General features: G+C 35.3%; 12 protein-coding genes. 8 read left to right on the top strand and 4 right to left on the bottom strand.

The window, feature by feature from the left end; all coding sequences use genetic code 11:
• The first annotated feature begins 53 nt into the window (after positions 1–53).
• The 5 genes from OPR28_RS05400 to OPR28_RS05380 all read left to right on the top strand — a co-directional run bounded on the left by OPR28_RS05400 (position 54) and on the right by OPR28_RS05380 (position 7591).
• A complete protein-coding gene (locus OPR28_RS05400) occupies positions 54–1295 on the top strand; it encodes a hypothetical protein (protein WP_265023652.1) in 1242 nt (413 codons plus the stop codon).
• A 94-nt stretch (positions 1296–1389) separates the two neighbouring features.
• Positions 1390–1764 carry a hypothetical protein gene (locus OPR28_RS05395; RefSeq protein WP_265023769.1) on the top strand — a complete coding sequence of 125 codons (375 nt, stop codon included), beginning with the start codon at positions 1390–1392 and terminating at the stop codon, positions 1762–1764.
• Positions 1765–1808: 44 nt separating this feature from the next.
• Positions 1809–4163, top strand: coding sequence for a VirB4 family type IV secretion/conjugal transfer ATPase (locus tag OPR28_RS05390; RefSeq protein WP_077188410.1), 2355 nt, complete (start codon positions 1809–1811; stop codon positions 4161–4163).
• On the top strand, positions 4144–6984 hold the full coding sequence (locus OPR28_RS05385) for a hypothetical protein (RefSeq protein ID WP_265023651.1): 2841 nt from the start codon (positions 4144–4146) through the stop codon (positions 6982–6984). The genes OPR28_RS05390 and OPR28_RS05385 overlap by 20 nt, the downstream gene beginning before the upstream one ends.
• 121 nt (positions 6985–7105) lie before the next feature.
• Complete coding sequence (locus OPR28_RS05380; RefSeq protein ID WP_182321229.1) at positions 7106–7591, top strand: WBM0748 family T4SS-associated protein; 486 nt, start codon at positions 7106–7108, stop codon at positions 7589–7591.
• Here the strand turns inward: OPR28_RS05380 and OPR28_RS05375 are convergent.
• Entirely contained in the window at positions 7588–7929 is a 342-nt protein-coding gene (locus tag OPR28_RS05375) for an SH3 domain-containing protein (protein ID WP_265023650.1), read from the bottom strand. The two genes, OPR28_RS05380 and OPR28_RS05375, sit on opposite strands and share 4 nt — an antisense overlap.
• Here OPR28_RS05375 and OPR28_RS05370 point away from each other — a divergent pair.
• From OPR28_RS05370 to OPR28_RS05360, 3 genes are all read left to right on the top strand, one after another.
• Positions 7928–8092: a hypothetical protein gene (locus tag OPR28_RS05370; protein ID WP_010082092.1), complete on the top strand. Its 165-nt coding sequence runs from the start codon at positions 7928–7930 to the stop codon at positions 8090–8092. The genes OPR28_RS05375 and OPR28_RS05370 overlap by 2 nt on opposite strands.
• A 57-nt stretch (positions 8093–8149) precedes the next feature.
• Entirely contained in the window at positions 8150–9514 is a 1365-nt protein-coding gene (locus tag OPR28_RS05365; protein ID WP_006280214.1) for a pyruvate dehydrogenase complex dihydrolipoamide acetyltransferase, read from the top strand.
• A gap of 69 nt (positions 9515–9583) precedes the next feature.
• A complete protein-coding gene (locus OPR28_RS05360) occupies positions 9584–10012 on the top strand; it encodes a hypothetical protein (protein ID WP_265023649.1) in 429 nt (142 codons plus the stop codon).
• Here the strand turns inward: OPR28_RS05360 and OPR28_RS05355 are convergent.
• The 3 genes from OPR28_RS05355 to uvrA all read right to left on the bottom strand — a co-directional run bounded on the left by OPR28_RS05355 (position 9985) and on the right by uvrA (position 14254).
• A protein-coding gene (locus tag OPR28_RS05355) for an IS630 family transposase (protein ID WP_265023237.1) occupies positions 9985–10843 on the bottom strand; the annotation gives its coding sequence in 2 pieces (ribosomal slippage) (positions 9985–10519 and positions 10518–10843; 861 coding nt in all). The genes OPR28_RS05360 and OPR28_RS05355 overlap by 28 nt on opposite strands.
• 246 nt (positions 10844–11089) lie before the next feature.
• On the bottom strand, positions 11090–11431 hold the full coding sequence (locus OPR28_RS05350) for a hypothetical protein (protein ID WP_265023648.1): 342 nt from the start codon (positions 11429–11431) through the stop codon (positions 11090–11092).
• Positions 11432–11458: 27 nt separating this feature from the next.
• Positions 11459–14254 (bottom strand): excinuclease ABC subunit UvrA, encoded by a 2796-nt coding sequence (gene uvrA, locus OPR28_RS05345; RefSeq protein WP_006279734.1) that lies wholly within the window; start codon positions 14252–14254, stop codon positions 11459–11461.
• Positions 14255–14403 lie beyond the last annotated feature (149 nt).

Raw genomic sequence — 14403 nt, 5'->3', positions numbered from 1 at the left:
AAAATTAACGCTAAAAAGGTATCTATACATTTTATTATGTATGGAGGAATGTTATGCACAGTCCCTTTAAAAAACCTAAGAGTAAGGAAGGAGATATTAACCAACAATTGAGCAACACTATATACAAAAAGGTAACAGCAGAAAATTATCAAGAAAATCAAGATGAGACTTCCAAAGAATGCAAAAGGTTGTTCAAGCAGGGAGCTAGTCCTAAAACATTGGCTGAATTGGAAAAAATACTGAGAGAACGACAAAATGAGCAGGCTATTGCAAAACACTTAGAGTCATCCAAGCAAGGAACTAGCCCTGAAGCATTAGCTGAGTTAGAAAAATCAGTGGGGAAAAAAAGAGAACATTATAATAATTATATCCAACACTTTCTTCCAGCGTTGAAAGCAGAAATAACAGAGTCAAAAAAACTAGACTCAAAAAAAAAGGCAGCAATAGTACAAACAATTTTGGATATTACTAACAGGAGCAGCAGTGTAAGCTCAATACCAAATGCTGTTGAAGAAAATATTGAAGATCAAATGCAGCTAAAACATATTGAAGAGCAAAACAACACACAAGAAACACCCTTGAATGTAGCTGAGAAAAAAAGTGGTGATAATAAAATACTTAGTAATTCAGATGTTACAGAGGAAGTGTTTGAAAAATGTAGCAAGGTTGTGAAAGAAATAGAGGAGAAGCAAACTTCTAAACTCAGTAGTGGCAATGACTCAGATAGTGGAATAGACTCACCTAGAACGAGTAAAGAAAGTTTGAAATCACCAGTAAGTAGCAGAAGGAGCAGTTTAACTTTAGTAACAAGCACTTCATCTGAGGAAAGTTTAAACTCAACATTGAGCTCTGTTGAAGGAGATAATGGCTTACAACCAGAGGATGAAGGAGAGACAAAATTAGCACACCTAACTAAAACAAGGTCCAAAGGGCCAAGTGGACGAAGATCTCCTTCTAAACATCATGAGAAGAAAGATCCAATGCAACCCGAAGAAAAAGAGGAGAAAGCTGTTTCAAGCAAACAAGAAGCTTCTAAAGATATCCTATCTAAAAAACAATCCAATGATAGAAATCTTCACGTTGCACTTGCAGCAGGTTGTGCTCTTCTAGCAGTGGGATGTCTTGTTGCAGCAGCAATAGCAAAATTAGGAATATTGTGTGTCATAGGAGCAGTATTTGCTATAGAGGCAATAACTACATGGTATTTAACCCCTTCAAGTGAATTAACATCCACCAATTTGAGTCGTCCTGTTGATGATAAGAGCTTACAGCATGTTCGCAGCGGTAAAAATTAAATATGTGTTACTTGTAGTGGATAAGTGAATTCAGTTCTTGCCTATTGATATAAAAGTTGTTATATTTGAGGAATGTTTAAAAGGTGTTTAGTTGATGCGCATTCAATTGAATAAAGTTTTGGTTTTTATAGCCTTATTAAGTTTCATTTTTGCATCATATTCTAGCGAAGCAAGTTCGGCGAGTGATGAATTAAAGGGTATACAAGAAACGGTAAAAAATTTTGTTTCTTCATTTTCAGTTAAAGATACTGTAGAAAATATGAGTCCTTCAACAATCATAGGGTTGTGTATAGCTGCAGTGATACTTGCAGTAGTGTTCAGAGGTCTAATCTTTTTTATGATAATGTTTGGTGTACTGGTCCTGATGTTCGGTAGTACAGAAAAGGCAACAGACTACTTAAAAGAAAAATTTAACTTTACAAAAGATATAAAATTACAATCCGATAGCGAAAAAAAAGATAAAAATTAAGATAGTATTTTTATCTTTTTTAATTATCTTTATTGAATACGCATATGCAGTTAAAAGTACCAACAGTTAACTCTAAGCTTAAAAAAAAGAACAACTTAGCATTACTAGAAAGCATTGATTTAGATTTTGTTCCTTATGCTTGTCATTACGATGAAGAAACCATACTCACAAAACAGGGAGAATTGTTAAAAATAATCAAGTTAGAAGATTATTCTTCTGTTGATAACTACAGCGACCTCAGAACTGAAATTAGAAAAAGCATATCAAAAAATATTAATAGCCTGTATTTTACCGTTTGGATTCATACCGTTAGAAAGCGCAATAAACTGAGCTTGAAATGGAATAAAACTGAAGACTTCTCTGACAACCTACATTCAACGTGGTTTAATAAACTAACTGATAGTAAATTACAGTATATAAATGAACTATACATTGTAATATTGTTTAGCGATTTTGGCAAGCATACTAATAATTCGTTTTTTTTCAATAGAATAAAGAATAAGCATAAGTTGTCTTTACAAGAAAGCCATCAGGAGTTGCAAAAGATAACTGACGTAATTCAAAATGATTTAGGACCTTTTGGAGCTAAAAAACTGAGTCTAAGGTTTAGTGAAGGTAAAATATATTCTGAAATGATAGAATTTCTCCACTATATTGTTACATTAACGCACAAAGATTATCCAATACATGAAAGGGACCTGTCGCAATATATTAGAAATTTTAAAATAGCTTTTGGTTTCAATACGTTTCAAACAATATTTGAAAATCAACAGAAATTTGGCTCTATTTTCAGCATAAAAGAATACCGGGAAATCTCTTTAGGTAATATAGATAGATGCTTGCAGCTTGAATCTGAATTTATCATTACAGAAATAATGATATTTACTAGTAATAACAAAGCAATAAAAGAATTTAAAAAACAAATCAACATGCTGCAAATTAGTGAGGATAATACCTTACTTAAAAGCTCAGGAATTGAAGAAATAATAGAGCTTGAAAAGACCTCTAGTATAGACTTCTGCCAACAGAAAATTATTTTTACAATATTTGCAGATGATAGGAATAAGTTAGCTGAAAGTATTAGTGATTTATCTTCTATAATGTCATTAGTTGGCTTCATGATGTTTAGAACTGATTTACATATGGAAAGTCATTTTTGGGCACAACTTCCAGGCAATTTTGCTTTTATTACGCAACCGAAAAATATCTTAACAAAATACGCTTGCAGCTTTGCTATGCTGCACGATTTTACGTCAGGTACATTAAAAGGAAGAAGGTGGAAAGAAGCGGTAATGATTTTTTTCTCAAAAAAAGGAAATCCTTACTTCTTTAATTTTCATGGAAAAAGAAATAATGGCCATACTACGATACTCGGAGCTCCAAATTCAGGCAGAACTTCACTCATTAATTTTCTATTATCAGAATCAAGAAAGTTTAACCCAAGAATTGTCATATTGGATAACACTGGAAAATCAATAATTTTTACTAAAGCAGTGAGTGGTAAATATTACATAATCGATCCAAAATATAAGGACAAAAGCCTAAAATTTAATCCACTAAACATTGAAGATAGTGCTTCCAATCGCAATATGTTGGTTGAACTGATCAGAAGAATGGTAGCCGATACGAGCTTGGTGGACGTAGAAGAAAAGATAAGAAAAATTGTGGATTCTATATTTGCTATACCCAAGGAATCACGTTCTATTTCACAAATTTCTGAGGTGCTCTTGCTCCTTGGGGGTAAGATAAGTAGATGGTGTGACGATGGTGACTTTGCTTACTTATTTCAAGATGGTAATGAATCAGATATTGACTGGGAAACAAAAATTATATCTCTCAACACCGCAAACCTTACAAAACAAAAGGAATGTATGTCCGTGATACTTTACTATTTTTTATATTCTTTTGAGGCAAAATGTGATGGCTCGCCTGCAATACTTGTTTTGGATGAAGCATGGGAGATAAGTAATATTTTTCCTACAGAGAAAGAGTTTGATAACTGGATGCAAAGAATGACGGAACTAAATGTTGTAGTAATCCTAAGTACTGAAAATTTAAATCTCGCATTTGCTAGCAAATTTACTCAATATTTAGATAAACATGTTGATACAAGAATCTTGATGCCGAACGTCAATGCAAATAGATTATACATGAAAGCATTTTCTTTATCAAAAGAGGAGCTGAATATAATTCTGCAGACGCCAACGCAGGAAGGTTTATTTTTGATAAAACAGTATAAAGGATTAGTAACTTTAAATTTAGATTTAAAGAATATGCAAGAAATACATGTACTTTCAGCTAACAAAGAGACGATAAAGTATATGTACGAGGCAATAAAGGAAAAAGGAGAAGAAGTTAATGAGTGGTTACCGGTATTTTATGAGAAGTGTAAGGCTTAATTTCTTATTGATATTTTTTTTGATACTTGGTCTTTCGTATCAAGGATATGCTGATTGTCCAACATTTGTAGAAAGTAATACTTGGTGGGAAGCAATAGTTGGTGGAGATTGGGTAAAGGAAATTAAGGTGCAAGCAATAAAAGATCAAGGAGTTGATGGTTACTTTAATCCCAAAATTAGAGTATGTGCTTATGATGGACAAAGTTATTGTTATGACTTACAAAGTGGGGAATCCTGCCGCCAGATATATGGAACGCAAGGTACAGGAGCTGGAGTTTCTGCTGCAGCTTTTATCGACTGGGAAGGAGATAAAACAAAAGCTGGAGGAGAAATTGCTCGGGGTCTTAAATGGGAATGGGCAGACGGTGTTACTGATGAGGAAAAAAGAAGATTCGCTAACTCTCCTAAAATATGTGCTTGCAGTCAAAAAGGGGCTTGTATGTCAGGAATTTCTTCATGGGGTTCTAGAGTATTTTCGGGTGAGAATATTTTCCGTCCTGGGGAGATGGAAAAAGTCTGTGATACCTGCTACCAAACGGCAGTAAAATGTGCTCCTGTTCCACTTGCACCTGGCCCCCCTCCATTTTGTGAACAACTTGCAATGTCGCTTCCACAAGTTAGAATTGTTCCTATAACAGATAAAGACAATGATTACTTTAATCCTAAGGTTAAGGTAATCATTGGTGATCTGAAAGGAAGAGACGGAGAGATTGGAGAAAAATTAGATTTCCCTAAAGGGTATGGAGAAAATAAAGCTGAGTGGCGCTCTATTTTAGACAAAGATGGCATCACGTACTACTTCAAAACTTATAGAGAAAAAGATAAGCTCTGCGCTGAATACCTTGGAACTCAAAGTATAGATGAAAACAATCCACAGTTCATCCGCTGTTTTCCTGCACCACCTGCTCCAGAACCTGAGATAGTGGAGATAGTAAATGCAAATACATTGAAAGTAGAAATGAAGATGAGTGAGAGCACTTGTGCTAAAGCACATGGAACCTATAGTAATGGTTCCTGTACTTTTAATGTTAATACTGACCTCAACCATCCTATAAACATTGGCCCCCTATCTTTAAAAGTAGTAAAACCAGCAATAGTAGCAAAAACAACTGATAGTAATATTGATAATATTATAGAAGGTATATTAGAAAGTAATCCGCAACAATTTAAAGTTCTGAAAGAATATGGCTATGTTCCTGATGTGCAAATTAAATGTTCTAAAGGCGGAAGTTTTTATAGTTTTAATGATTTTGAGAAAAAGTTAAAAGACAAATCTATTCAATGTGAATTTAATAACTCTGGGCAGCCGGAAATAGAAGTAAAGTATAAAGGAAATTCTAACAGTAAAATGCTTTGTCTTTCTGGATGGCAGCCAGAACCAGAGGAGTTTGTTCTTGAAAGAGAAAATAAAATAATACCACTAAAATTAATGGGAACAAGATATACTAAATACAATGCTGTTTACTCCAAGGAATCAAATCAGTTCTATTATCTTCCAAGCAAGGAAATAGTTTACCCTTTGAAAGAAACTCAAGAGAGGTTGGATAAAATAATATTTAATAAGCAAGAGTATGTTTTCTTCCCTGATGAAAATGAGCAGAAGAAGGAAGAATGCAGTTATTGTGTGAAGAAAGATAGCAAAATAGACGAAGAATTAAAATCTGGTGAAGGACTGAAAGTAGTATACAAATTGACGGATGTAGAGCATAAAGAAGGATGTGAGCAAGGTGATGATGGTTGCATCTGCTTTGATGGAAAGTGTAGCCGTTCAAAACAATATTTGAATAAAAATGAAGATGATAAGCCATTCTACTTAAGGTATGAGGAAGTGGATTGTAAAGATAAGGATGGTAAAGTATTAAGAGATGAAAAAAATGAAGTACGAAAGTGTACACAATTAAAAGATCAACTGATTAAAGCAAACAGAACAGAGGTTTTTTACGCTGATAAATTGTGTAGGTTCGATTTAGAAGGTCTCAAAGAGAAGTTAAAAGAGATAATCGAGAAACAACTGGAAAAAGAGAAACAAGAACCGGAAAAAAAGAGCGAAAAGTCCCATGTTTTTGGAAGTGGAGATTATGATGTGGATGGCTCACAAATAACATCTAGCCGTGTTGAAATAGAAGTGTGGGGATGTGGTGAAGCAGGTCACATAAAAGATACACCTTACACTTACACACCTAATTCCACTGAAAGTAGAGTAGGAATGCCAGGAGATTATATTAAAGCTGAATTGGAAATTGATCTTGATTATCCTATAATTAACATTAAAGTTGAACAGGGAGGAGGTAACAGGGAAAAGGAATATACAGATAAGGATGGGGGTCCTATTTTTATAAGAAAGTGTCGTTTAGGTAAACAAGAGTGCAAGGATTTAATCACTATGGGAGGCGGAGGCATCTATAAAATATATGAGTATAAGGATTATACCGAACCAATAATTGATGATAGTGTAAAATTAAAAGAAAAAACCACAACAACAGGATTGCGGGTTACTGAAGATAATAAAATAATATATATAGAAAATGGTGAAATCAAGCATGAAACAGTAAAGTGTAGCAAGGGTTTTGGAAGCAGTAAACCTGGTGCAGGTGGTTGCATTGATAAAAGCAAAAGAATTTATGGTAAAGGCTCTGCAGGGCAGGTGAAGGTAACGCCTATTATAAAGGGATTTGACATAAACATAATAAATGATGCTATTGAAAAAATGATAGGAAATCGATATGATCCCGGGGAGGTTAGGGATTTTTCGAGGAGTGAGTTTGACACGAGTTTAACTAAGATGATTGAAGAGGAACTCAAAAAAGAATTGTTAAGGTAAAAAGATATAACTCTGAAAATTATGCTCTCGTTTTAATAATTAATTAAAGTAAAGCATGTAGTAAATGGTGTAATTGCTGTATCTTAACAAAAAGGTATAACGAATGTAAGGAGGGTACTTTATGTCTCTAAAGAATAAAATTTCTGAGCTAATAGAACAACAATTTAGCATTAAATACCATGACAATTATTTGGCTTACGCTATACATAAGTGGGCTGCAAGCGAAATATCTAATTCTATTGCTTTTTGCATAATTGGTTGTGGAAATTGCAAGATTGGATATCAAGATGCTGCAAATTCGTTCAACATAACAAAAGAAGAAATTGAACAAGGCAATATTGCAAGCATAGAAAGTAAAATAAAAAATGAAGCTGAAAAATCAGGTAGCGAGTTTTCTGAGTTGATTTCTAGAATGGATCAATCGCTAAAAGAGCAGAGTGAAAAGTCTATTGTACAAATTTTAGATTCATCCGCTGAGGAGATGTTAAGGAGTTTCTGTGATAGCCCTGTACAGTCTCCAGAGCCTCAAGAACCCTCTGCTTCATCTGAAGAGCATGCTACAGAAGGCCCAGAAACTAGTGTTAATTCAGATCTTTTGTCAACCTAATCAACCCCATATATATGTTTTTTTTGTACCCATGCTTTGCGTTTCGATGAGGACAGCAAACACCATTTTTCACTGCATTTTTTTATTTCTATTACAACAAACTTGTCTATTTTCATAGTAATCTTGCTATCTACACTCTGTTTTTGATATCCATAAGTATCTTCTTTTAAAATCGCGTAGCGCTTATCACTAAGAAGATTGCCTTTTATCCATCCGCAGTCTTCATCTATATCGCAGACCTTTTTCCAACTCTCAAACTCTTCTATCACTTTCAGGGGCAGATTTTTGCAAGTGTATATCCATTTTACAGGATAGTGAAACCCTGGCCCCGTTCTCATGTTGATCTTATTTGATTTGGTTGAAACAAAGTTGTTAGCAAACAAGCTATGGCTAAATAATAAAAACAATAGGATAATAGTACTGAACCAAGATCCCAGTGTCACGCACTGGGATAACGTGAGGGATAGTGTAACAGACTTATTCATCATAATTCACGATTAGGTTGACATAAGATAAAGAGTAAATTAAAAATTGAATAGATCTTTAAATGCAAAATCAATGCCTATAGAAATATTAATGCCTGCTCTTTCACCAACAATGAGCAAAACTGGAGGAAAAATTGTAAAGTGGCATAAAAAAGAACAAGACAAAGTTGAAGTAGGCGATGTAATTGCTGAGATAGAGACTGATAAAGCCATAATGGAGTTTGAATCTATAGATGAAGGAGTTTTAGCAAAAATTTTAGTAACAGAAGGAACAAGTGGCGTGCCTGTAAATCAACCAATAGCTTTAATGCTGGAAGAAGGAGAAGATGAAAGTGCACTTAACAACTATACTTCAACTTCCATCAATAGTGCAGTTAAAAAGGAAGTGACAAAAAGTGCTGTTGATAATCAAAAATCAGAACACCAAGATTTAAACGGAAAGCCAATAAGTCATTCTTCGGTGTCATTCCAGCGCGTGACGCTGGAATCCAACCCCTCAATGTCATCCCAGTGCTTGACACTGGGATCTAGAAAAGAAGAATGGATCCCAGTGTCAGCTACTCAGATGACAGAGGGTTATGCAGAAGGTAGAACAAAAATAAGCCCATTAGCTAAGAAAATAGCTCAAAATGAAGGGGTTAATGTGCAGCAATTAAAAGGTACAGGACCATATGGTCGCATAATTAAGGCTGATGTGTTGGAGTTTTTAGGCAGTGGTATACATACTGAAAGTCCTGAGAAAGATACCATAGTTGAAGTAAGCAACATGCGCCAAGTGATAGCACAGCGCCTGACTGAATCAAAACAGAATGTTCCACATTTTTATTTAACTGTAGACTGCCAGGTTGATAAGTTAATATCGTTAAAAAACGAGATTAACTCAGCAGATGAAAACAATAAAGTAACAATTAATGATCTAATCATAAAAGCTGCAGCTTTCAGCATGAAAAAATTTCCTGATATAAATTCTTCGTGGATAGATAATAAAATACTGAGATATTCAAATATAGATATTTCAATCGCTGTGGCACTTGAAGATGGGCTAATTACTCCTATAGTAAAAAATGCTGATAAAAAGGGTATTTTATCTATATCAAAAGAAGTGAAAGATTTAGTAAGCAGAGCAAGATCTGGAAAATTGAAACCTGAAGAGTTTCAAGGAGGAGGGTTTACTATCTCCAACTTAGGGATGTTTGGTATAAAAGCCTTCAGTGCTATAATCAATCCGCCGCAATCTTGCATTATGGCAGTTGGTGCATCTAAAAAACAACCAATTGTTATGAATGAGAAAATAGAAATAGCAGAAATAATGACAGTAACGCTCTCTGTTGACCATAGAGCAGTTGATGGGGCACTCGGAGCAAAGTTTTTAAATGCCTTTAAGCATTATATAGAGAATCCTCTGGTGATGCTTATTGAAACTGCGGTAATCTATTAGCATTGTTATTACAAAATTAATACCTCTAAGTTTATACTTTTATTAGTTAATAGGTTTAGAGGTAAAAAAATGAATACTACAGTAGAAAAAAATAATCCAAAAATTTTTCCTCAAAATGAAGGAAAGATTAACTCAAAAGGCATAGTTGCCCCACCTGTTCCTCCGAAATCTTCCCAAGCTAAATTTACTGGAATAAAAGCAATTTTTGAGCGAAATGTACCTCATTCTCAAGCAAATGATAGTAATAAAACAGTGAGTAGCAATCTTGGAAGAACATTTGGCCCAACAATGCAAAAACTCATGGAAGACAACATTCATAGCACTCCTAACAAACAACGCCGCAATTCAGGGGATAGTGGTATCAGTGATATTAGTAGCAGCACTTCTGATGATGAGGATAGAACAATAAAAGATAAAATGATGGAAAATGTTAAGCAGGATATAGCTCTTCTCATAATAGTCAGAACAAATCATAAAAAAGCAGAATCAACAGCTTGACGGAAAGACTGAAAAATAGGGATATTTTTTCTAGCTCTGTTCTTTATAGCAAACCAATGATGCTCAATTTCGTTAAAGTCTGGAGAATATGGAGGAAGATAAAGAATTTCAGCACCTACTCCTTTAGCAAGATCATCGATTTTTTTAGATTTATGGAAAGCAGCGTTATCAAGAATTACAGTTTGGCCAGACCTTAAAATTGGAGTCAAAAACTGCTCAAACCAAGCCTCAAAAACATCCTTGTTGCAGTATCCCTCAAAGGTCAATGGAGCAATGATTTTCTTTTTATTTAGAGCTGCAATCATACTGACACGCTGAGTTTTTTTACCTGATTTTAGTGAATGAAACCTCTCTCCTTTTCTGCAATATCCGTATGGGTAGTCTTCTGTATTGTCTATCCCAGATTCGTCAATATATACAAGATTTTCAGGATATTTTGTTGCTATAACCTTTGCAAATTGAGCTCGCTTTTCTTCATTTCTTTCTTTATATCCGTAGGTCTTTTTTTCTTGTAAAGCCAATATTTTTAAGTGCGCGGTGAATCGTTTGTCGACTGATATTGCCCCAGAGTTTAGCCATCTCTGACTGAGTTTTGCCGCCATGGTTTTTTGCAAATTCGGTGAAGACATTCCAGTCGGTAATTTTATGGTTATATCCTACGCTTCCAGGCTTTTTTGACTGAAAATCTCCTGTTTCCTCACGCCTTTTCTGCCACTCATATAAAGTCGTTTTTCCAATTTTAAATCTCTTGGCAACAGTTGCTCTACTTTCTCCCTCATCCAATGCTTCCATTGCTTTTTTCCTTAAGTCATAACTATACGCTGCTGGCATACAAACCCCACTACCATAAATCCATATCTTACCTTATTTGGATTATTATGAGAAGAGCTATAAAGTAACTTAAGCTTACACTCTTTCACTTTTTATTTCATTTCAATATAGTTCAAACTGAGCCACTGCTGAGTGCTGTAGCTAGTGCAAGTCAGGTTTTCCTACGTCATACCGCCGCGGTATCTCTAGATCCCGCTAACAAGCAGCGGGATGACGAATTTGTCGTTTATCAAATCGTCGGTAAACCTAAGTCACTTTAGTTATAGTATCAAACATAAAGGTTGCAATATTATGTTGGCTGCTAAAATAGCACCAAGTGCACACAATGAATACACTTTCTCTGCCCTGTGACCCACGTTTATCATTATCTTGATAATACTTGTTATAATTGTCTTTACTCTCAACTCCACAAATTACATCTTTCACAGGTCCTAGCACATTATCAACGTAACGTACAGATTTATAGAAACTATTTTCTGGAACTAGTGTGTTATCTTCTGCTTTCTTAGCAGGTACAACTCCATATTCAACGTACCTTCTAAAGTATCGATATACTGACATTCTTATCTCCAAATCATAAATATGCAACCTAGCCTAATATAATTAAGAAATAGTTTATAATAAATACGTTTTAAGATACCTGCCTGTAACACTTTCTGGAATTTTTGCCACTTCTCCTGGAGTTCCAGTAGCAATCACTTCTCCGCCTTTTATTCCGCCCTCTGGTCCGATGTCTATTATATAATCTGCAGTTTTTATAACGTGCAAATTGTGCTCGATAACTATAACAGTGTTTCCCAGATCGACTAATCTATGGAGTATTTTTAGTAAGTTATTTATATCTTCAAAGTGTAATCCAGTTGTTGGCTCATCAAGAATATACAATGTTCTTCCGGTAAATCGTTTTGATAGCTCTTTGGACAGCTTTATTCGTTGTGCTTCACCCCCAGACAACGTTGTTGACGACTGTCCGAGTTTTATATAGCCAAGCCCCACTTCCTGCAAAGAAACCAACTTTTCTTTTACCATTGGAAGGTTTTCAAAAAAATCACAAGCTTGATCTATCGTCATATCAAGCACATCAGAGATTGATTTTTCTTTATAAGTAACTTCCAATGTTTCCCGATTATACCTTCGTCCTTTACACTGCTCACACTTCACGTAAACGTCCGGTAGAAAATGCATCTCTATCTTTAAGTGCCCATCACCTTTACAAGCCTCACACCTTCCCCCTCTGGTATTAAATGAAAACCGGCCTATATTATACCCCCTTGCTTTTGACTCCGAAAGACCTGCAAACCAATTTCTTATATGAGTAAACATACCGACATATGTTGCTGGATTTGACGCAGGAGTTCTACCAATTGGCGACTGATCAACTTCTATAACTTTATCTATATATTCAAGGCCTTCTATCTTATCGCATTGGCCATACCGTGCAGACGAATGATGTATCTTATGTGCTGAATATTTATATAACGTTTCTATGACTAAACTTGATTTTCCCCCTCCTGATATTCCAGTAACACAAATAAGATTCCCTATAGGAAATTTAACGTTCACATTTTTTAAGTTATTTTCACATGCATTTATTACTTTTATGAACTGAGTTGCTTGCTTTCTTCTTCTTGGAATTAAAATTTTTTTCTCTCCACTCAAATATTGCCCTGTTATGCTCCCTGAATTTCTTTGCACCTGGTCTGGTGTTCCTTCTGCAACAACTTTTCCACCATTTACGCCAGCTCCAGGACCAATATCAATCGCATAATCAGCAGCCATTATTGTATCTTCATCATGCTCAACAACGATTACAGTGTTACCCATGTCTCTCAAGTTTTTCAGTGTAGCAATTAACCGATCATTATCGCATTGATGAAGGCCTATCGAGGGTTCATCAAGCACGTACAGCACTCCTGTTAAACCAGAGCCAATTTGTGAAGCAAGTCTGATCCTCTGACTCTCACCGCCAGAGAGAGTGCTAGATTCTCGATCAAGCGTTAGGTAATTCAACCCTACATTCTTTAAAAATGCTAGCCTCTTGATTATTTCATTTAATATTTTACTTGAGATTTGCTTCTGTTGTTCTGTGAGCTTGTCTGGCAAATTTTCAAACCACTTAAGGGATTCATCGATGCTGAGCCTAGATATTTCACCTATATGTTTGCTATCAATTTTTACTGTAAGCGCTTCTTTTTTCAATCTATAGCCAGTACATTCTCTGCAGTGAGTGACAGAGCAATATCGCTCAACAAGTGTTTCATCATAATCCATCTGGTTCTCCAAGATACTGATCAAACCTTGAAATTTATTAGAGCCAAAGAGTATCATATCTTTTACTTCTTGATCTATGTTCTTCCACGGAATATCAAGGTTAAATTTGTAGTTTTCAGCCAGTGATAGAATTGCACTTTTTAGAAATCCATAACCTGTGTGCACTTGACGGAACATTGATCCCACTGGCTTTAAAGCACCCTCAGATATTGAAAGAGTTTCATCCGGTACTATTAGCTTTATATCAACACTTAGTTTTTTACCAAGCCCATTACACGAACCACATGCACCGTAAGGGCTGTTAAAAGAAAATAATCTTGGTTCTATTTCCTCAAGAGTGAAACCAGACTCGGGGCATGCAAAATTCTCTGAAAAAGTCAGAATTTGACCATTTTTATACTCGGAATTATGGTTGTCAGGTAGGTTTACTATTTCTACATACATTAGACCATTACCAAGTTTTAGTGCGGATTCTATACTACTTGGCAGTCGATTTCCTATATCGCCCAATATTGATATTCTATCTGCAACCACAAAAACGTCGTGTTTCTTGTTCTTATCGAGTTTAGGCAAGTCATCTACATTGTACACTTCACCATCTATTTTGAACCTTACGTAACCTTGTCTTTTAATTTCCAATATCTCTTTAAGATGTTCTCCCTTTCTACCACGCACAACAGGGGCAAGTATATATATCTTAGTTTCTAAAGGTAACGCAATTATAGTATCTACAATTTGAGACACCGTTTGTTTTGTTATTGGTAATCCAGTTGCAGGTGAATAAGGAACTCCTATTCGTGCATATACTAAGCGCAAGTAATCGTAAATTTCGGTAACAGTTCCAACTGTTGACCTTGGATTTTTTGAGATCGATTTCTGGTTGATAGATATTGCAGGAGAGAGACCTGTAATCGACTCAACATCTGGTTTATCCTGAATGTTGAGAAATTGACGCGCGTAAGCTGACAGGCTTTCAACGTACCGGCGTTGGCCTTCTGCATAAATCGTATCAAATGCAAGGCTAGACTTGCCAGAACCACTTAGCCCAGTTATAACAACTAGCTTATTTTTCGGTATATTGACGTCTACACCTTGCAGATTATGTTCCCTTGCGCCCTTAACTCTGATAAAATCGTCCATATTATACCATATAGCGTATTAACCATTATAGCCTCAAAATACGTGAATTTATAGTGATATATTGATTTTCTATTGATTTTTTCAACTGTTACGGAAAATTAAGCAGCGTTTGATAAATCGTCATTCCGCTACTTGTTAGCGGCTGAGAT

The organism is Wolbachia endosymbiont (group A) of Epistrophe grossularia (assembly GCF_947251435.1).
GTDB classification, from domain to species: Bacteria; Pseudomonadota; Alphaproteobacteria; order Rickettsiales; family Anaplasmataceae; genus Wolbachia; species Wolbachia pipientis.
This window is presented reverse-complemented; position numbering and strand designations above follow the sequence as displayed.

Bases quoted from the DNA above. Each gene is read 5' to 3' on its own strand.
- OPR28_RS05400 (WP_265023652.1), top strand. From the start codon at position 54: ATGCACAGTCCCTTTAAAAAACCTAAGAGTAAGGAAGGAGATATTAAC.
- OPR28_RS05395 (WP_265023769.1), top strand. From the start codon at position 1,390: ATGCGCATTCAATTGAATAAAGTTTTGGTTTTTATAGCCTTATTAAGT.
- OPR28_RS05390 (WP_077188410.1), top strand. From the start codon at position 1,809: ATGCAGTTAAAAGTACCAACAGTTAACTCTAAGCTTAAAAAAAAGAAC.
- OPR28_RS05385 (WP_265023651.1), top strand. From the start codon at position 4,144: ATGAGAAGTGTAAGGCTTAATTTCTTATTGATATTTTTTTTGATACTT.
- OPR28_RS05380 (WP_182321229.1), top strand. From the start codon at position 7,106: ATGTCTCTAAAGAATAAAATTTCTGAGCTAATAGAACAACAATTTAGC.
- OPR28_RS05370 (WP_010082092.1), top strand. From the start codon at position 7,928: ATGTTGATCTTATTTGATTTGGTTGAAACAAAGTTGTTAGCAAACAAG.
- OPR28_RS05375 (WP_265023650.1), bottom strand. From the start codon at position 7,929: ATGAGAACGGGGCCAGGGTTTCACTATCCTGTAAAATGGATATACACT.
- OPR28_RS05365 (WP_006280214.1), top strand. From the start codon at position 8,150: ATGCCTATAGAAATATTAATGCCTGCTCTTTCACCAACAATGAGCAAA.
- OPR28_RS05360 (WP_265023649.1), top strand. From the start codon at position 9,584: ATGAATACTACAGTAGAAAAAAATAATCCAAAAATTTTTCCTCAAAAT.
- uvrA (WP_006279734.1), bottom strand. From the start codon at position 14,254: ATGGACGATTTTATCAGAGTTAAGGGCGCAAGGGAACATAATCTGCAA.